The 19,384-nt window shown below is 45.6% G+C and carries 15 protein-coding genes and 1 CRISPR repeat array; of the genes, 7 read left to right on the top strand and 8 right to left on the bottom strand.

Going from position 1 to position 19,384, the window contains the following annotated elements:
• Positions 1–390: 390 nt before the first annotated feature.
• The 3 genes from QZW82_RS03605 to petC form a co-directional block, all read right to left on the bottom strand.
• Positions 391–1,242 (bottom strand): alpha/beta fold hydrolase, encoded by an 852-nt coding sequence (locus QZW82_RS03605; RefSeq protein ID WP_293144701.1) that lies wholly within the window; start codon positions 1,240–1,242, stop codon positions 391–393.
• A gap of 316 nt (positions 1,243–1,558) precedes the next feature.
• Positions 1,559–2,548 (bottom strand): cytochrome f, encoded by a 990-nt coding sequence (petA, locus tag QZW82_RS03610; RefSeq protein WP_293145172.1) that lies wholly within the window; start codon positions 2,546–2,548, stop codon positions 1,559–1,561.
• Positions 2,549–2,789: 241 nt separating this feature from the next.
• Entirely contained in the window at positions 2,790–3,332 is a 543-nt protein-coding gene (petC, locus tag QZW82_RS03615; protein WP_293144703.1) for a cytochrome b6-f complex iron-sulfur subunit, read from the bottom strand.
• Between the two features lie 206 nt (positions 3,333–3,538).
• Between petC and QZW82_RS03620 the strand changes: the two genes are divergently transcribed.
• Positions 3,539–3,856, top strand: coding sequence for a DUF3067 family protein (locus tag QZW82_RS03620; RefSeq protein WP_293144705.1), 318 nt, complete (start codon positions 3,539–3,541; stop codon positions 3,854–3,856).
• Positions 3,857–4,056: 200 nt separating this feature from the next.
• Here QZW82_RS03620 and QZW82_RS03625 read toward each other — a convergent pair whose 3' ends face one another.
• Positions 4,057–4,266 (bottom strand): hypothetical protein, encoded by a 210-nt coding sequence (locus tag QZW82_RS03625; protein ID WP_293144707.1) that lies wholly within the window; start codon positions 4,264–4,266, stop codon positions 4,057–4,059.
• Between the two features lie 46 nt (positions 4,267–4,312).
• Here QZW82_RS03625 and QZW82_RS03630 point away from each other — a divergent pair, with 46 nt between their 5' ends.
• Entirely contained in the window at positions 4,313–4,621 is a 309-nt protein-coding gene (locus tag QZW82_RS03630) for a carbon dioxide-concentrating mechanism protein CcmK (protein WP_106149684.1), read from the top strand.
• 301 nt (positions 4,622–4,922) lie between these two features.
• Here the strand turns inward: QZW82_RS03630 and pip are convergent, their stop codons facing one another.
• The 3 genes from pip to QZW82_RS03645 all read right to left on the bottom strand — a co-directional run bounded on the left by pip (position 4,923) and on the right by QZW82_RS03645 (position 8,619).
• Positions 4,923–5,870, bottom strand: a complete 948-nt coding sequence (pip, locus tag QZW82_RS03635; protein ID WP_293144709.1) for a prolyl aminopeptidase — start codon at positions 5,868–5,870, stop codon at positions 4,923–4,925.
• Positions 5,871–6,162: 292 nt separating this feature from the next.
• Positions 6,163–6,930: a twin-arginine translocase subunit TatC gene (gene tatC / locus QZW82_RS03640; RefSeq protein WP_293145175.1), complete on the bottom strand. Its 768-nt coding sequence runs from the start codon at positions 6,928–6,930 to the stop codon at positions 6,163–6,165.
• 735 nt (positions 6,931–7,665) lie between these two features.
• The gene (locus QZW82_RS03645) at positions 7,666–8,619 is read right to left on the bottom strand and encodes an NAD(P)-dependent alcohol dehydrogenase (protein WP_293144711.1); all 954 of its coding nucleotides are present in this window, start codon (positions 8,617–8,619) and stop codon (positions 7,666–7,668) included.
• Between the two features lie 283 nt (positions 8,620–8,902).
• Here QZW82_RS03645 and QZW82_RS03650 point away from each other — a divergent pair, with 283 nt between their 5' ends.
• The 5 genes from QZW82_RS03650 to QZW82_RS03670 all read left to right on the top strand — a co-directional run bounded on the left by QZW82_RS03650 (position 8,903) and on the right by QZW82_RS03670 (position 15,556).
• Complete coding sequence (locus QZW82_RS03650; protein ID WP_293144713.1) at positions 8,903–9,661, top strand: SDR family oxidoreductase; 759 nt, start codon at positions 8,903–8,905, stop codon at positions 9,659–9,661.
• A gap of 191 nt (positions 9,662–9,852) precedes the next feature.
• The gene (locus tag QZW82_RS03655; protein WP_293144715.1) at positions 9,853–10,950 is read left to right on the top strand and encodes a DJ-1/PfpI/YhbO family deglycase/protease; all 1,098 of its coding nucleotides are present in this window, start codon (positions 9,853–9,855) and stop codon (positions 10,948–10,950) included.
• Between the two features lie 329 nt (positions 10,951–11,279).
• Complete coding sequence (locus QZW82_RS03660; RefSeq protein WP_293144717.1) at positions 11,280–12,686, top strand: N-acetylmuramoyl-L-alanine amidase; 1,407 nt, start codon at positions 11,280–11,282, stop codon at positions 12,684–12,686.
• A 192-nt stretch (positions 12,687–12,878) separates the two neighbouring features.
• Positions 12,879–14,894, top strand: a complete 2,016-nt coding sequence (locus QZW82_RS03665) for a family 10 glycosylhydrolase (protein WP_293144719.1) — start codon at positions 12,879–12,881, stop codon at positions 14,892–14,894.
• Between the two features lie 32 nt (positions 14,895–14,926).
• A complete protein-coding gene (locus tag QZW82_RS03670; RefSeq protein WP_293144721.1) occupies positions 14,927–15,556 on the top strand; it encodes a hypothetical protein in 630 nt (209 codons plus the stop codon).
• A gap of 26 nt (positions 15,557–15,582) precedes the next feature.
• Here the strand turns inward: QZW82_RS03670 and QZW82_RS03675 are convergent, their stop codons facing one another.
• Entirely contained in the window at positions 15,583–16,785 is a 1,203-nt protein-coding gene (locus QZW82_RS03675) for an L-dopachrome tautomerase-related protein (RefSeq protein WP_293144723.1), read from the bottom strand.
• A gap of 540 nt (positions 16,786–17,325) precedes the next feature.
• Positions 17,326–19,380: a CRISPR direct-repeat array (repeat unit 36 nt; unit sequence GTCGCAATTCACTTTTCCCCGCAAGGGGATTGAAAC).
• Positions 19,381–19,384: the final 4 nt, after the last annotated feature.

Below are 19,384 nucleotides of genomic sequence, written 5' to 3' on the forward strand. Positions count from 1 at the left end.
TACTTTCGATGGGACAATTACCATCTCAAATGTTGCAACCAGCGATCGCATAATGTTTGCTCCTGATGGAGCCTCCCTTCCGGGGTAATGTTCGCCTTGACCTGGTTATAAAGGCTTGTTAGACCTGCGACACTGTTTCAGTGACTTTAAAACTGTTTAATCGCAGATGACAGAGCGGAAAACTGGCGTCGCATTCTCCGGTGTCGTGACCTAAATAACGTCTCCTCCTAGGAGGGGTCTGGTCAGAACAGCTTGCAATTTCTTACAAGCTCAGTGGCTTGAGCCTCTGAGTTCCTGACAGCGATTTTAGACTTTAGATTTTAGATTTCTCGTTGCGGGCCGGCACCGAGACACCGCCCCTACTTTGCACCGAGAGTTATGTACAAAATATTATTTTACCTCCTTTTGGCGCAGAAAAGTTATCAGAGCACCGCCAACTTTTTCTGACCAATGTTCTTGAGGATAATGGGAAACTTCTTCTAGGGTGACTAACTCGGCATTTTTCATGGAAGTGACTAATTTTTTAGCTGGTTCAACACTCAGCCAAGGGTCGGTTAAACCCCACACAAATAAGGTTGGGCTTGTCCATCCTTGTAACCCGGATTCAATTTCTGCCATGGACTTTGGCAATTGAATGTTGCGGATGGTGTTCATTAGCGATCGCCCTGCATCCGAACTCTTCAAAAACGGGCGCCGGTAAACATCTAAATCTTTGTCTAATACCCTGATGCGGCTTCCGCCTTCGAGGGTTCTGTCCACCAAAAGTGGGTCTTGCGTCAGCATATCACCAATAAATGGCAGTCCCAACTGCTGCATTTTCCAAGGCAATTTGATATCTGCTGAAATTGGTGTATTTATGACTACTAAACGATCGATTTTATCGGGATTTCGTAAAGCGTATTGAATGCCGACAGATGCTAAAAATCCTTGGACGACTAGGGAAACTCTGTCTAATTCTAGGGTTTGAATAAAGCCTGCAAGGGCGTCTGCAAAGGCATCGGGAGTATAAGCAAAGTCGCGTTTGTCTGGTTTTGTCGATCGCCCGTAGCCCACCCAATCCGGCGCTATCGATCGAAATCCCTGGGCAGCCAAATCTGGCATAATCGCACTCCAGGTAAAGCTTTGGGAGGGTATACCGTGCAGCAGCAACACAGGAGATTTATCACTTTCGTTTACCGGATTTGCTTCCCGATAAAACCATTCCAGTGACCCTACTTGAATTGTTTTCTCATCAATTGGCATTATTTTACTTCTTATTTATCAAAGAATAAGGCGGGTATTCCCCGCCTTACTTACTTACTTAATAGTTGGGTACGCACAAAGCACCATTAGTCTCAACAATTGCCTAAAACCTTTTGTATCTCAGGTTTGTATCTAAGTCTCGATCCCCCTAAATCCCCCTTAAAAAGGGGGACTTTAAGAATACTCTTGTTCCCCCCTTCTTAAGGGGGGTTAGGGGGGATCTAGGCTTAATAGTAAGGCAGCAGTCTCGCACTACACAAGACGTATTTGTTGACACTAATAACTGAGCACTTTACCCAACTCATGAAAGTCCTGCTTAGAAATTCATTTCAGCAGCTTGAACTTTTTCGACCTGTTTCTTCTTCAGAACCAGCATGATTTGAGCTAGCATGGTTATAGCCACGAAAGCCATCAATCCTTTAACTCGTCCTGCACTTTGCAGCACAATTTCCACGTCTTTTTGACCGAAACCGCCTACATTAGGATTGTTCGTCAAAACTTCGCCGGATGCAACAGTTTGTCCTTCAGTAACAATCAGTTCTGGGCCTGCGGGAATTGTATCAACAACCGCTGCACCTTCTGCTGGTTGAATTGTCACTTCATAACCGCCATCTTCGGGTTGAGCAATTTTAGAAATAGTGCCAGCTACTGAGGCATTATAAACAGTATTGTTGCTCTTGGCGCCAGTAGGATAAACCTGACCGCGACCGCGGTTGCCGCCGACATAAATTAGATATTTGCCGTAGTGAACTGACTTGTCAGTTTCGGGATTTGGCGACAAAACTGGGAATACCAATTCTTTGTATTGTTCGCCTGGGAGCGGGCCCACTAAAACAACATTTTCTTGGGTTTCGCTGTAAGGTTGGAAGTAAAGATCGCCGACTTTTTCCTTCATTTCTTCGGGAATTCTGTCAGCGGGAGCAATCTTGAAACCTTCGGGTAACATGACAACTGCGCCTACATTCAAGCCGCCTTTGCTACCGTCGCCGGTAACTTGCTGCACGCTTTGATCGTAGGGAACTTTGACAATTGCTTCAAAAACTGTGTCGGGTAAAACAGATTGGGGGACTTCTACTTCAGTCGGTTTGGCACCGAGGTGGCAGTTAGCGCAAACAATCCGCCCTGTAGCTTCGCGGGGAGTAGCGGGTGCTGTTTGCTGGGCCCAGAAAGGGTAAGCGAATGCTGCTTGGGGAAGTGCGATGTCGCTACTGAGAAAAAATCCGGCGGCGGCGATCGCAATTAAGGCAGTTTTGGCGATCGTCCTGGCACTGCGGCGAAATATCGCAGATAAGTTAATTTGTGGCATCAGAGTATTCAATCTCAAAGGTTCAGACAATTTAGTCATTGGTCATTGGTCATTGGTTATTGGTTATTTGTTATTGGTTATTTGTTATTGGTTATTTGTTATTGGTTATTTGTTATTGGTTATTTGTTATTGGTTATTTGTTATTGGTTATTAGAAACTACTAACCACTAACTCCCAACTCCTAACTACTAACCACTAACCACTAACTATTAACCACTAACTACTAACTAATGACTAACAACTAAGACCACCAAGGTTCTTCGCCGGTGCGGAAATCTGTTTCTTTCCAAGGGGTAAAAGCCACCTTGTCATCTGCGACAGTGGCGTGGGCCAAGGCCAAAGACAAAGGTGCGGGGCCCCGTACCACTTTGCCCTCACTGTTGTATTGAGAACCGTGGCAAGGACACATAAACTTGTTTTCGCTAGCATTCCAAGGCACGACGCAACCCAAGTGAGTGCAGACTGCATTGATGCCGTATTCAGCGATAGTTAGGTCTTTTTCGACCACCAGATAAGTGGGGTCGCCTTTGAGGCCTTGGGCCAAAGTGCGATCGCCCGCAGGGTGCGAAGTCAAATATTCGCTAACGATGATGTCGTTACCCAAGGCATCTTTAGCGGTGACACCGCCACCAACAGCCCCACTCGACGGAGGAACAAAATATTGGACAACGGGATAAAGTGCGCCCAGTGCCACACCTGTGACTGTACCGAACGTCAGCAAATTCATAAATTGGCGACGCCCCATATCGGGAACATCGGGATTTCCAGCAGAAGTTTGAGCCATGACCTGCCTTTACGGTTTTAAGTTACGTTTGTTTGTGAGCCAACTTGTACGTGCAGACAACTCGGACTATCGGTGCTAATCTGCTCGCACAAATTTGAGGCAGCGAAAATTCCTTTTAAGAATGCGCCTTCCAGCCTTTATTAGAGTATTATTACATTTTTTGAACTTTGTCTTTTATTGTTTAACAGATTCACTCAGGAGCAACCATGACGGGCAAGGATTTACACCAGCTACTCCTACAAAAATGGGGAAAGTCTTACGATATCAGATTGCGGCGAACGCGAGGCAAGATTTTTGTGCAGGTGATGTGGAAATATTTGGAACAGGTGTCTTTTCCGATGACGGAGGCTGATTATTTCGAGCATTTGGACGCGGTGGCCAATTACCTCAACGGCTGGGGCAGCACCGAACAGGTGAGAGAATATATTGTCACTACTCGCGATCGCCCGCGCTTGGGCAAAGCTGTCAGCGTTCCCCTGGATTTGGGCGAAAGAGCCTCGGAGTGGTTGCTTGATGAGTTTTGAGCCATCAGTCATCAGTCCTTAGTCTTTAGTCCTCAGTCATATAAAATACGGTGACATCCGAATCATACCGGAGTGCGATCGGGAAAGCTGCAAAGGAAATCATAGCGATCGATCGCCCATCTCGTCGCTTGTAAAGTTTTGTGTCTGGGCGGGGCTGGATTTTTTAAGTTGAAAGTCCCAAAAATCGTCAGGCGAATTTGTCAGCCAGCGTGGGGGCGGTGAGGAACCGTCGCTGTGGCGCAGCTAATTTTCGCAGTTTTTTGATTCAAACTTATGATGTAGCGGGCTTTCCTGGGCGCCAGACAGCAGGATTGAAATGCCGCAGGAGGCTGTGGGGCTGTGAAAATTTGGGGCGGTGGGGTTTCTAGCTGACCAAAATCATCCGAACCAATTTCTGTCAACACTTTCACATACAATGAGTCTCAGATATCTTGTGAAACTTAGGAGAATGTTGTAATGGGTGTTGCAGTTGGAATGGTTGAAGTCTTAGGATTTCCCGCTGCCGTAGAAGTTGCAGACTCAATGGTGAAAGCAGCCCGAGTTACTTTAGTTCGCTATGAAAAAATAACCCGTGCTTACTGGACAATTATAGTTCGAGGAGATATCTCTGAAGTGCAAGCAGCCGTTGCTGCTGGAATTGAATCAGTTAAAAAGGTCGATGGCGGAAAGTTGCTATCGTATCACATAATTGCTCGTCCCCACGAGAATCTCGATTACATTTTGCCGATCGGCTATACGCCTGAAGTAGAACAGTTCCGAATGTAGACAAAGTTTTGACAAAACTTTGGTGTGGGATTTTAACTTTTACTAAAATATAGAGGCGCGGGCGATCGCACCTCTATATTTTTTATCAATCTTCAAATTGAGCGATCGTCTAATACTCACCAAAAAATCATTTTCACGCATAATATTGTTTCCGGTTCCATGGGAATGATTTAACCGCAGAGAACACAGAGCACACAGAGAGAGAAGGGGGAGTTGAATAATTCTGATGCTACCAGATTTGATATAAAATCTTTATAGGACTAATTAAAAATCAGCAATTCACCATTAGCAATTTGGATGACTACCAGTCTGCAAACTTATCTGTTGCCTCCATTAAACAGGTACGAATTCCCGGTTCGCTCATCGAATGTCCGGCATCGGCAACTACAATGAACTCAGCTTCAGGCCAAGCACGATGCAGTTCCCACGCCGAGATCATCGGGCAAACAACATCATATCTTCCCTGAACGATAACCGCCGGAATCTTGCGGATGCGATCGATATTTAAAAGCAATTTATCTTCCGGGTCTATAAATCCCTTGTTGATAAAATAATGGCACTCAATTCTGGCAAACGCCTCGGCAAAAGCATCAATTCCAAAGCTTTGCTTGACATCTAAATCGGGAAATAATCTACTCGTACTCCCTTCCCAAATTGACCAAGCACGAGCCGCTTCTAATCTAATGTGAGGATCTGGACTCGTCAAGCGCTGGTAATAAGCTGTTAGCAAATCGTCCCTTTCATTTATGGGGATAGGTTTAACATATTCTTCCCAAGCATCCGGGAAAATATAACTTGCTCCTTCTTGATAAAACCAGCGAATTTCTTTTTGTCTCAGCATAAAAATGCCGCGCAAGATTAAACCGTTACAACGGTCAGGATGCGTTTGACTGTAAGCTAAAGATAGAGTGCTTCCCCAGCTACCACCAAAAACAACCCATTGCTGAATATTTAAATATTCTCGAAGTTTCTCAATATCGTTGACTAAATCCCAAGTTGTATTTTCTTGCAATTCTGCATGAGGTTTACTTTGACCGCATCCGCGTTGGTCAAACATCACCAAACGCCATTTTTCCGGGTTAAAATATTGTCGGTAAAAAGGCGGACATCCACCTCCTGGGCCCCCGTGTAGCAATACAATAGGTTTTCCCTCTGGGTTGCCTGACTCCTCAAAATGAATTGTATGGATGTCAGAAACTTTGAGTTTTCCTTCGTTATAAGGTTGTCTGGGCGGGTAAAGTTCTCGCATTTTTTCAAGGATTGATAACTAGATCGTGTTTATTTTACATCCTGACGATCGCACTGGTAAATCAAGATAGGCGATCGATCGAAAGAAAGTTGTGGGACAGTCAAGATGCCTGTCCCAGTTATTTTTAGAATCTTGTCTATTGCTTGCTATTTCTAAGTCTCACCGAATAGCAAGAGTTTGAAGCCCTTACTCATCAAGGCAGATTGTGATAAGAACGGAGTTTAAATCTCGGTTCTTATCACTTCGCTGTCACCTGTCAACTGTCAACTGTCAACTGTCAACTGTCAACTGTTTAACGCCCCAAAAGCTTCACCAAACCGACGCCACCAAAGTAAAGAGCCAGCACCGCACCCCCCAAAAGACTTTGCGTCAAAGGGTCAGTAGAAGGCGTTAAAACAGCACCCAAAACCGCCGCACCCAAGACTACATAACGCCAGCCAGATAGCATTTTGCTAGAAGAAACTATTCCCAAAACGCCGAGCAATACTTGGACAATTGGGATTTGAAAAGCTAAACCCGTGCTGAACATTAACAACAGTACAAATTTAAAGTATTTGTCGATCGACCACAACTGCTCTACAACATCCGCCCCGTAGGTAACAAAGAAGTTCAGCGCCGCTGGAATCAAAGCGATGTAAGCAAATACCAGCCCGCCCAAGAAGAGGAAACTAGAACCCAAAAACACTGGCCCGAGCAACTTGCGTTCTTTGCGAGTCAAACCCGGTAGCACAAATAGCGCTATTTGGTAAAAAATAAACGGACTTGCAATCAGCAAACCGCTGTATCCCGCTACTTCGATAGAAACAAAGAAATACTCACCAGGAGCTAGTTGTAGAAATTTGACAGGCCCGGCGGGTACTTCTAGCAATTGTACGATGGGTTTAACAGTTAAAAAACAACCAACTACACCGACTGCTACTGCAATTAGCGAGTAGAAAAGTCGCTGTCGCAATTCTTCTAAATGATCGAACAAAGACATCTCAACTTCGTCGGGAAGTTCGTCTAGATATTCGTCTTCGAGGTTGCGGGAGCCCAGAAAACTGTCGGCGATTGGTGCAATGCTATTTTCCGGGTTAACTTCTTCAGCTTCTAAGTTGCTGACATCGGTGAAATCGTCGGCGACTGGTGCAATGCTATTTTCCGCGCTAACTTCTTCAGCTTCTAAGTTGCTGACATCCGTCGTAGAATCATCGGCGATTGATGCAATGCTATTTTCCGTTTCCGCGCTAACTTCTTCAGCTTCTAAGTTACTTACACTCGTAGAATCATCGACGATTGTTGAAATGCTATTTTCCGGGTTAACTTCTGCACCTTCTAGGTTACTCATACCCAGAGAATCTTCAGCGGCTGGTGCAATATTTTCCGGGCTAACTCCTGCACCTTCTAAGTTGTTGACAGCCATCAAATCATCGGCGACTGGTGCAATGCTATTTTCCGCGCTAACTTGTTCGAGGTTGTTGTCGGAATCTTGTTTGGATGTCTCCAAGTCTGAGGGCACAGTCATAGGGAATGGGGAATTGGTAATGGGGAATCTTTCAACAGTTGACAGTTGACAGTTGACAGTTTGAGAGCGACCTCTACCTAGAAGGAAGAGGATTGGAGTAATGAATAGTCCGAGCTTAATTTGTCCATCAAAGACTTGGGGATTTCAACCAATTCTTTGTGGTAATGGGGCAATTTTAGATTTGTTAATTGGTAATTGTAATTGGTAACTATTAACTGTCAACTCAGAGAGGGCGGGCACGGGGGCACCGCCCCTACCAATTGTCAACTGTCAACTGTCAACTGTCAACTGTCAACTGACTTCTTCAATGCCGATCGCAATTTTGCCGACAGCGCGGCCGGTTTCGCTATAACCGTGGGCGGCGGCTACTTCTGGTAAGCTGTAAGTGCGATCGACAATCGGCTCAACTTTATCGGATTCGATTAACTCCCGCAAAATCCCCAAGTCGGCTGGGTTGGCATTGGCTAGAATGAATTTAGCTTTTTTACCAGGAATAAACCAGCTCGTCAACATCGGTGGGAAGTTGTCAAAACTCGGCAAAGTCGAGATATAAACTCCCTCCGGTTGCAGCACGTTTTCGCATTCAGCAAATGTTTTTGTACCGACAGCATCCAAAATTATATCATACTTTTCGGGCTGTTGAGTAAAATCAATTTCTGCATAATCGACAACAAAATCTGCTCCCAAACCCTTGACAAATTCTCTATTCTTGGCGCTGCAAACTCCCGTTACTTCCGCATTCATTGCTTTAGCAACTTGCACCGCAAAAATCCCAACTCCGCCGGAAGCACCGTTAATCAATACTTTGTATCCTGCTTTAATTTCACCCAAATCTCTCAATGCTTGCAAAGCCGTTAAACCTGCGATGGGTACTGCTGCTGCTTCGACATGGGTGATGTTGTGAGGTTTAAAGGCGGCACTCGATTCTGGCACGACAGCGTATTCGGCACAAGCACCGCCAGCGATTGGATTTAAAAATGTATAAACTTCGTCTCCGGGTTGAAATCTAGTCACTTCCGAGCCGATTTCTACGACAACTCCCGAGATGTCGGAACCGACAATTCGAGGAAAGTTAAATCCTGTGAGTAGTTGCAGGTGTCCTTGCCGGATTTTCCAGTCTACGGGATTGACGCTGCTAGCGCGAATTCTGACTAGCAATTCGTTTGTTTTGGCGATCGGCTTTTCTACTTCTCGGTACTGCAATACGTCAACGCTGCCGTGGCGATCGAATACAACTGCTTTCATGGCGATTTTTTAGGTTTATTTTTAAGAGAACATTTCATCCTGTACAATTATCCTATGGCAAATTCTATTCGCTTGTGAATCGGATTTATTTTTTTTTACCGCAGAGGGCGCAGAGGGCGCAGAGAAAGAGAAGAAAGAGAGAAAAATTATCGTTCTATTTTTAAGAGGACATTTAATCATGTACAATTATCATATAGCAAATTCTATTCGCTTGTGAATGGGATTTATTTTTTTTACCGCAGAGGGCGCAGAGGGCGCAGAGAAAGAGAAAAAAGAGAGAGAAATGATTGATTTAACTGGAAAGGTAATTTTAGTGACGGGCGGCTCGCAAGGGATTGGTGCAGTGACGGTGCGGACTCTTGTTAATGCTGGGGCTGAGGTGATTTTGCATTACTGTCGCAGTCAGCAAGCGGCGGAATCGGTAGCAGCAAGTGTGGCGGGCGATCGCTGTTTTTTATTAGCAGCAGATTTGATGTTACCAAATGCGGCCTCTCTTTTGTGGCAAGATGCTGTAAAGTGGCGCGGTCATATTGATATTATAGTTAATAATGCTGGGATTATGCAGTCAGCGGGTATTGAGGACGATTTCGATATTTGGTCGTCGGCTTGGCAGCAAACTCTACAAGTTAATTTAGTTGCGGTTGCCGATTTGTGCCGGGAAGCAATTCTGCATTTTAAAACTCGCAATGGTGGTACGATTATTAATATAGCAAGTCGCGCTGCTTTTCGCGGCGATGACCCGAATTATCTGCACTACGCTGCATCAAAAGGTGCGATCGTTTCTTTGACTCGCAGCATTGCTAGAGGATTCGCTGCTGATAATATTTTGGCTTTTACTGTGGCGCCGGGATTTGTGAGTACGGAAATGTCGGATAAGTTTATTCGGGAGTGCGGTGAAGCACAAATTGTGCGCGATATCCCGATCGGCAAAATCGCCCCTCCTCAAGATGTTGCCAACGTAATCGCCTTTCTAGCATCGGGTTTGGCTGCCCACGCTACCGGAACCACGATCGACATTAACGGAGCCTCTTACGTGCATTAACAGTTGTAGGGGCGGTGCCCCCGTGCCCGCCCTCTTCGTTGACAGTTGATAATGTTGCTCTACTATAAAATAGCTCTAAAGACTCACCTTAACAGCTTTTAAGAATAACTAATTTATCACTTTAGCCAGATGCTCAAAAAACGAGAGGTGATTTATGTTTAGATAAAAAGATAGCTTAAGGGAAACTGGTTATGACAGCAGATAACGGAGCCAAAAGCAAACGAGTTGCCATACTAATCGAAAATGGAGTTGAAGATTCAGAATTTCTGGTTCCTTACAACGGCTTAAAACAAGCAGGATTTGACGTAGTTGTCCTCGGTTCGCGGACAAACGAAAAGTATGCAGGAAAAAATGGTAAAGTCGCCCAGCAAGCTGACGGAACTACCACTGAATCATTAGCAGAAGAATTCGATGCAGTCGTAATTCCCGGCGGTATGGCTCCCGATACTATGCGGACAAATCCCAATACAGTGCGGTTTGTCAAAGAAGCGATGGAACAAGGAAAAATAGTCGCTGCTGTTTGTCACGGCCCGCAACTTTTGATTGAAGCCGACGCGCTCAAAGGCAAAAATGCGACTGGTTTCTTGGCAATTAAAACAGACATGATTAATGCCGGAGCTAACTACATCAACGAACCTTTAGTAGTTGACGGTAACTTGATTACTTCCCGCCAACCTGGAGATTTAGGAATATTTACCACCGCTATTCTAGCGCGCCTCGGTTACGGCGGTAAAGCAGTAGGTTTGCCCGAAGAAACTGACACGAATGCAGAATGGTGGAAACTAGCTAATGGTTGGGGCGGCTCGACACAAGCGGACATTGTGAAAGGTTTGAATACCGCCCTCGCAGGGGAACGCTATGCTTGCGAAGCGTTTCAGAATTATGCGGAAAAAACCGGAGATGCCGATTTGCGATCGCTCCTGGCGGAAATGATTCAAAATAAACAGAAACACATCCTCGCTCTCGAAAACCGGCTCAACGATTTCGGCGAAAAACCGTCAATTCCCGCCCAAATTGCTGACAAATACGCTAAATTAAAAGCCTCAATGCAAGGAACCGATGAAACCTTCTTGCTGCGGAGCACTCTCGGCGATTTGCAAACAGGTGTTGTCGATATCAACAACCTGCGAGCGAAGTTCACCGATCCGGTATCAACTGCCATTTTTACAGAGATAGAAGCAGATTTGTCCAAGTGCGAGCAAGTCGTGGCTAAACTCTTCCGCGCCCGCGCAGCTTCCCAAGAAATTAAAGCGCCAAAACCTTCGACTAGCCCCGCTGTCAAGATGTAAACAGTTGACAGTTGACAGTTGACAGTTGACAGTTGACAGTTGACAGTTGACAGTTTGAGAGCTACCTCTACCCTTAAGTCAGAGGATTGGAGTAACGAATAGTCCGATCGTAATTTCTCCCTTAAAGACTTGGGGCTTTCAACCAATTCTTTCTGGTAACCTGCACCCGGATTAACAAGTTTGTAGTTGCGCCCAGGGGTGAAAACCCCCACCTAGGGCGCAACTACAAATTTGCTATGCAATTATAAAATCTACGCCTTTGCGGTAAAATAAAGCCCAAGCTGAAAAAGCAGAAGTTCAAATAATTGCAGGGTTGAGGATTTTATTTAATGGGTGCTATTTTTGTTTCAGCCGGACACGGCGGGTTTGAAGGCGGCGTGCGCGATTCTGGGGCGATCGCATTTGGCGCAACCGAAGCACAGGAAATGATCCTAACTCGGGATTTAGTAGTAACCGAATTGCAGAAACGAGGCATCACAACTTTTTCTGTACCCGATACTCTAAGTTTAGTAGAAACTATCGCTTGGATAAACAACCGCTGCCAGCCGGGAGATGTAGCATTAGAAATGCACGCTGATGCTTTTTCTAATCCTCAAGTTCGGGGTGCTAGCGCATTTTATATTGGTAGCAACCCCACCCGAAAAGCTGATGCGGATTTGCTGTTAAATGGCTATTTACGTCGGTGTCCAGAAGTACCGAATCGCGGCGCTAAACCAGATACTGAAGCAGGTGTTGGTAGCCTCGGATTTTGCCGCCGCATCAACATTCCTTCGATTTTAATTGAACTCGGTTTTATAACCAGCCCTGACGATTTGAAGGTATTTCAAAATCGCCGCCGTGATGTCGCCCTCGGACTCGCTGACGGACTTGAAGCTTGGTTAAACAATACTCCTTTAAAACCCTTACCGACACCGACACCGACACCTGCACCGACACCGACACCGACACCGACACCGACACCGACACCAAAACCTATAGTTTATCCTTTAATTAATATCCAAATCAACGGTGCGCCCCACGAAGACAAAGGCATTTTGGTCAATGGAAATGCTTTTGTTCCTTCCGAAGTTCTAGACGTTCTCAATGTTAAACCAGAGGCAGCCGATCGCCGAATCACGTACAATGGAGTAGTATTCGTGCGGGCTGTCGATTTGCGCGATAACGATATTTCCGTAACTTGGGATCAGGCCACCACATCAGTCTCCCTGCGATCGCGCCGCGATATCCTCTCGGGCGTAGGAAAAATCATGGGACGCGGTTTAACTACCGCCCAACAAATCACAGTATTTCTCACCAAAACAAACAGCAAATCCCTGGTAATATTTCCCAACCTACCTCAAATTTACGTTCAAGAAGCAGCCGCAGAAGGCGTCAACCACGACGTAGCTTTTTGCCAAATGTGTTTAGAAACAAACTATCTCAACTTTGGCGGTGCAGTCAAACCAGAACAATTCAACTTTGCCGACATGGGAATTGTCAGCCCCACAAATTCCGGCATTTCCTTTCCCGATGCCAGAACAGGAATTAGAGCGCAAATTCAGCACTTAAAAGCTTACGCCAGTAACGAACCAATCAACCAACCTTTAGTTAAAGAAAACGTGCGTTTTCGTTTTGTCAAGCGCGGCGTAGCCCCCACCGTCAACGAACTTGCAGGCCGATGGAATTCCGATCCTTTATACGGACAAAAAATCATCAATATCATCCGGCTGCTGTACGAAAATGCCAGTTTGCTGTAGTCAGTTGACAGTTGACAGTTGACAGTTGACAGTTGCTATAGCAATTATAGTTGTATTAGTTATTAGTTATTAGTTATTAGTTATTTGCTACTAATAACTAATAACTAATAACTAATAACCGCTCCCCAATGCCCCATTCCCAATGCCCAATGCCCCATTCCCAATTCCCAATTCCCGATTATAAATACAACTATGGTTTCCAGCACTAATCGCTTTTCTGACATTCAAAATCATTGGGCAAAAATATTCATTGACGGCTTAGTAGAAAGAGCCGTAATCAGCGGTTTTCCCGATCGCACTTTTCGCCCCAACAGCAACCTCACCCGCGCCCAATTCGCCGCCATAGTCAGCAAAGCCTTTCCCGTACCCGACAAACGGCCCTACATACCCTTTATCGACGTTCCCGCCACCCACTGGGCCGCCACAGCCATTCAAGCAGCATATAAAAGAGGATTTATCTCCGGCTATCCCGACAACCTGTTTAAACCCGAAAGCCTGATTACCAGGGCCGAGGCATTAGTTGCCTTAGTCAGCGGCATATTTGGGTCAAACGCTGCACCGACAAGCAATCTGGTTCTATCAAACATCTACCAAGACAGTACAGAAATTCCTAATTATGCCAAAAAGGCGATCGTCATAGCCACCCAATCCGAAATAGTCGTCAACGCCCCCAACTTAAACCTATTAAATCCCGCCGGAAACGCCACCAGAGCCGATGTAGTCGCCTGGGTTTATCAAGCATTAGTATATCTCAAAAGAGCACCACAAATATACAATCAATATATTATAGTTCTCAGCAAAGTTCCCAGACCCCAAGTTTACGTCAACCACCAGCGAGAATTTCGCGGAGTTTGGATAACATCCGTGTGGAATATTGACTGGCCATTCAGCAACAAACTCTCCACAGAACAGCAAAAAGCCGAACTCCTGAAAATCCTGGACAGGCTGCAAGAAATGAATTTCAATGCAATTATCCTCCAAATTAGAGCTGCGGGCGACGCCCTTTACGCCTCAGAATTAGAACCTTGGAGTGCGTGGCTGACAGGAACCCAAGGAAAGCCACCGCAACCTTACTATGACCCTTTAACATTTGCCGTTACAGAAAGCCACAAACGCAACATCGAAGTTCACGCTTGGTTCAATCCGTACCGCGCCAAAGTTTCCAGCCAAACCCCTCCCAACGTCCGCCCGCACATCTCAGTTACCAATCCCGAATGCGTTTATCCGTGGGGCGACGACTTGTGGATGGATCCGGGAATTGATTTAGTTTTAGACAAGACTTACAACGTAATTTTAGACGTAGTTAAGCGCTACGATATAGACGGCGTTCACTTCGACGATTATTTCTATCCCTATCCCATTGACGGCAAAGAATTTCCCGACAGCAAGATTTACAATAGTTATATTTCCAGAGGCGGCAAAATGAGTTTAGGAGACTGGCGCCGCGAAAATGTCAACAAATTAGTTAGAAGACTCGGACAAGGAATTAAAACAGTCAAACCCAACGTAAAATTTGGCATCAGTCCCTTCGGCATTTATCGGCCCGGACAACCACCGCAAAGTCGCGGTTTAGACGCCTACGAAACACTCTATGCCGACGCCAAAAAATGGTTAGAATCAGGTTGGGTAGATTATCTAAATCCTCAACTTTACTGGCGCATCGATCAAACAGCTCAAAGCTATCCAATGTTGCTAGAATGGTGGCTACAAAACAACCCCCAAAACCGACATATTTACGTGGGAAATAACCTCGGGAAGCTCGACGGCAATAAGTGGACGGTGCAGGAAATCAACAATCAAATTGAGATTACGCGCAACTCTAAAAACAGCTTAGCTTTAGGCAACGTTTTCTTCAGCATGAAAGCATTTAGCGAAAACCGCCAGCAAATCTACGATAATTTCAAATCGACAACATACACGCAACCCGCACTCGTTCCCGCCATGCCTTGGCAAAATGGAAAGCCGCCAGCCCCTCCAGTATCAGTGGTAGTACAAAAAGTGGGAAATAACAACGTTTTACAGTGGAAAAATCCCGCCGATAAAAACATCCGTTCTTGGACGCTTTATCAAAAGAATGGCGATAGCTGGAAGCTTATCAAAATCATCAATGCAGACACCGTACAAGTAACGGTAGGAACGGGAATTTATGCTTTGTGTGCGGTGAGCATAATGGCCGTAGAAAGTGTAGGAGTTTTTATCGAAATCTGAGGATAAAAAATAAGATATTATGAGATTGTAAAATGCAAAATCTGCAACTTCCCGAACAAAGACGAAAATTATACATTGAAATAGCACTGCGCCGATGCCGTCCCGGTAGCGGTAGCAGCTTAGAATTTCTCAGAAAAAGAACCTGGAACCGTCCCGTAACTAACATTAAGGCTATTATCAAACAAACTCCATTCGTAGTAGTAGGAGGAATTGCCACTAGACTTTATATGCCAGAACGGATAACTGACAAAATTGAGATTTTAGTATTAACTGAAGATGCCGACAATATCTATCGAGAATTAGCCGAAGCTGGTAGCATGAAAGTTGGAGAACTCAGCATTGGTGGTAGTAGTTGGCAACTACCAGATGGTAGTATTTTGGATGTTCTTGAATCACAACAAACTTGGGTTAGAGAAGCGATCGCAAATCCCAACATCGCCCCCGACAATTTGCCAATTATCGGATTACCTTATTTGATATTAATGAGGTTGCAAGCCAGTCGCGGTATAGATATTGGCGACTTGACGCGGATGTTAGGAGGGGCAGATGAAACTGCCTTAGAATTAGTCAGAAAGACCGTAAAAACATACCTTCCTGATGCTGTGGAAGACCTAGAAAGTTTAATTGTACTGGGAAAATTAGAAATGGGTGAATTACCTTAACAGGAATTGCCCACAAACTCGATTTTCTATCGTCCGGGCTGCCCTTTCGTACCTGTCCAAACGCGGAAGATTTGATAAGGTGGCGTTCCTGCATCGGTGGGTTTACCCGTAAAAATCGAAGCGCGATGGAGTTGGTTGATGTTGATGTAGAGCCAAGAATCTGCACCAAAGCGCACGTTGTCCGCAAAAAGAAAGCGTTTGTCTTGCACGAGGCGCGTTAATTTGCCGTCTTTGCTGAGAACATCGATCGCATCTTCCGGCAAATTCGTGATGAAATGATTGCCCTCTGCATCGGTGCTGACGCCATCGGAAATCGGCTTATTTCCGACTAATTTAACCGATCGAGCCAGTTGCTGCGATGAGGCTTGCTCGCGGAGTAACTTAGCAGGAACGCTGTACCATTTAGTACCAGTCATAGCGCCATAAAATACGGTTTCGCGATCGGCAGAAAGGGTAATCGGATTCACCGCAATCCGTGCCGGATTCTGCGATCCATCGGGACGGCGGAAGGACAGTTTTTTGCCTTCGACAACCATGTCAATATTCTCAGCCTGAAGCGATGGATGTCCCTCCCAGCGCCAAGTGCGGCGATTTTTCGTGTCAACGACTAAAATGCCTGCTCGATCGCCACTGTCGGCAATATAGACAAAGCCTCGCTCTGTATCCACAGCCAGATCCTGCAAAATTTGACCCTTCGGAGCCGCCGATGAGTCAAGATCCAGGCGGAAGGCGAGTTTACCCGTGTTGATGTCAAAAGCCACCAGCTTCGGCCCTGCCGCAGGCTGGTTGTTGGGCATCCAATTCCCGTGATCGATGACCCAGAGGCGGTGTTGATTGTCGATCGCCACTCCGTGCGCTGTATTCATCACATCCTTACCGCTACCTGGGGCCGCATTCCAAGCCGCATCGGGAAAAGGTTTCCATTTGTTCTCCCCAGGCATGATTTCAATTAATTGAGCAGTGCCGCGTCGCATTCCGTGGACGCTGGCAAAGATGCGTCCCGTGCGAGACACCGTAATATTACCTGGAGTAATGTTCAGATTCGCCACGAGTTCCAGTTGACCGACTTTGGGTGTAGTGGCAGAGTCGCGAGTATCTGCTATTTGAGTAGCTTGAGTTTGGGATGTGTCGGCTGGTGGCACAGGATTGGTGGTGGCGGAAGTACAGGCGATCGCAGTCAGAGTAAGCGCGAACAATGCGATCGGCATTAACTTTGATTTCCCTTTCATTGTGAGATGCTCCAATCTACCGAAAAACTGTGGGTGGATTCAGGTTTGAGACGAGTCGCCAAAGGCTTGTCCTAACCTGCTTACAATTAAATTAGACCAGTCTATTCTAATTGTCAATACTTGGGACTCTGACCCACCGGTGACTCAGCCCTCGACTTCGATCGTTGTTTGAAAGTATTTTTTTTGACACTTGACAGCCAGAGAAATGTAGGTTATTATGCTTGCGTTGCTAGATTCCAGTAGTAAATCCACACAAACTAAAATGAACTTGTCGTGTTAGTTACTACCCAAATCAACAGCACCAGTACCTAGAAAATTGAATAAATTAAAGTAGTGTTTTAGCAGTTCAATCATTGAGCGATCCGACCGATACGCCAAATGGCTAAAACATTGATTCTCTCGTTGGATCGGTCGTTCCCTTATCCAGTAAGGATTTCAGCTATGTTTAAGACTTAGTTTTAGGCGTAGATAAATCAAAAAATCGTATCGGTCGGAAACGGCTTCTGGAGCCTTTACTGGGCACGGCTTCCACAACGAGGGGTCGCAATTCACTTTTCCCCGCAAGGGGATTGAAACTATTGCTTTTCCTGTCCCGTCTGCAATAATTCCACGTCGCAATTCACTTTTCCCCGCAAGGGGATTGAAACCTAAATTCAAAAATAACTTTCCCTGTTTACCTCAAATAATAAGTATAAGTCGCAATTCACTTTTCCCCGCAAGGGGATTGAAACGAAATAGCGGAAATAGCACGAGTATATCTGTTATAAGGTCGCAATTCACTTTTCCCCGCAAGGGGATTGAAACTAGCACCTCCATTAGGAGGCCAGCTTTACCCTGTTGGTCGCAATTCACTTTTCCCCGCAAGGGGATTGAAACTTGTCTGGTCTGCTGCGCGAGTAGCACTGTTAATTCCAAGTCGCAATTCACTTTTCCCCGCAAGGGGATTGAAACTACTCCTGATAGTGGTGTATCATCAATTCCTTACCGCCCAGTCGCAATTCACTTTTCCCCGCAAGGGGATTGAAACAGGATAAATTTTACAGTTTCTTCAACCATCTGAAGAGTCGCAATTCACTTTTCCCCGCAAGGGGATTGAAACTTAACTAGATCAGAAAATTCGGTTCTGCCCAAGCCTCTTGAGTCGCAATTCACTTTTCCCCGCAAGGGGATTGAAACCTTACACGGTAAAGCCTTTAGAGTTTGACGATACAATGTCGCAATTCACTTTTCCCCGCAAGGGGATTGAAACGTCTAAATTGGGTTCTAGTTCAAATGCTACTTTTCGTCGCAATTCACTTTTCCCCGCAAGGGGATTGAAACAGGAATAGGGTGCCGCCGTTGGCCTGGACGAAGGCGCCGGGGTGAGTCGCAATTCACTTTTCCCCGCAAGGGGATTGAAACGTAATCTACTACCTGATTAATTAAGCCAGGATAAAATTTTTGGGTCGCAATTCACTTTTCCCCGCAAGGGGATTGAAACTATATTTCTTGGCTTCCTTTAGATCTTTAGCCTCGATAAATAAAGTCGCAATTCACTTTTCCCCGCAAGGGGATTGAAACGTGGCGGAGTATTGAGGCCGTGAGCGCGATTTATGTGAGTCGCAATTCACTTTTCCCCGCAAGGGGATTGAAACCTTAGATTCAATGACTCTAACAACTTTTGGAAAAGGCGATGTCGCAATTCACTTTTCCCCGCAAGGGGATTGAAACTTGTCTGTTTTAGGTTTAAGAAACGATAGTCATTTGTTAGAAGTCGCAATTCACTTTTCCCCGCAAGGGGATTGAAACCATTTAGCTTGTACCTTGCAGTACGCACTCAGTAGAGTCGCAATTCACTTTTCCCCGCAAGGGGATTGAAACCTAACAGTCATGGTTTCTCCTTTGGTTAATGAGCTATGAGGTCGCAATTCACTTTTCCCCGCAAGGGGATTGAAACACTACAAATACCTGTGTACCAACCATCTACTCCTTTCTTGTCGCAATTCACTTTTCCCCGCAAGGGGATTGAAACTCGAAGTACACACCGTCTGGGCTGTACGTAGGGGTCGTCGCAATTCACTTTTCCCCGCAAGGGGATTGAAACTTTCTACGTGCTAGACCATTGGATGGTGCACCTTTAAGGCGGTCGCAATTCACTTTTCCCCGCAAGGGGATTGAAACTTAACAGTACCCGTTCGGGTACCGTCGGGATAGTCCTGTCGCAATTCACTTTTCCCCGCAAGGGGATTGAAACATAATTCTTCTGAATGTCCCCAGTACAAGTCTTCAAGTCGCAATTCACTTTTCCCCGCAAGGGGATTGAAACGTTTCTCCCTCACTGGTTGTTTCAAGCCAGATGCTTTCTGTCGCAATTCACTTTTCCCCGCAAGGGGATTGAAACACCTCCTGAATCTTTGCCGTGTGTTTACTCTTAGCGTGTCGCAATTCACTTTTCCCCGCAAGGGGATTGAAACATCAATTTCCGTATTAGGAAAGTTAGCATTTAATGTCGCAATTCACTTTTCCCCGCAAGGGGATTGAAACCTAAATCCGAGTGTGATTATGTCAGTGATATTGTTGGTCGCAATTCACTTTTCCCCGCAAGGGGATTGAAACCAAA

This window comes from Microcoleus sp. bin48.metabat.b7b8b9.023 (assembly GCF_013299185.1).
In the GTDB taxonomy this organism is placed as follows: Bacteria; Cyanobacteriota; Cyanobacteriia; order Cyanobacteriales; family Microcoleaceae; genus Microcoleus.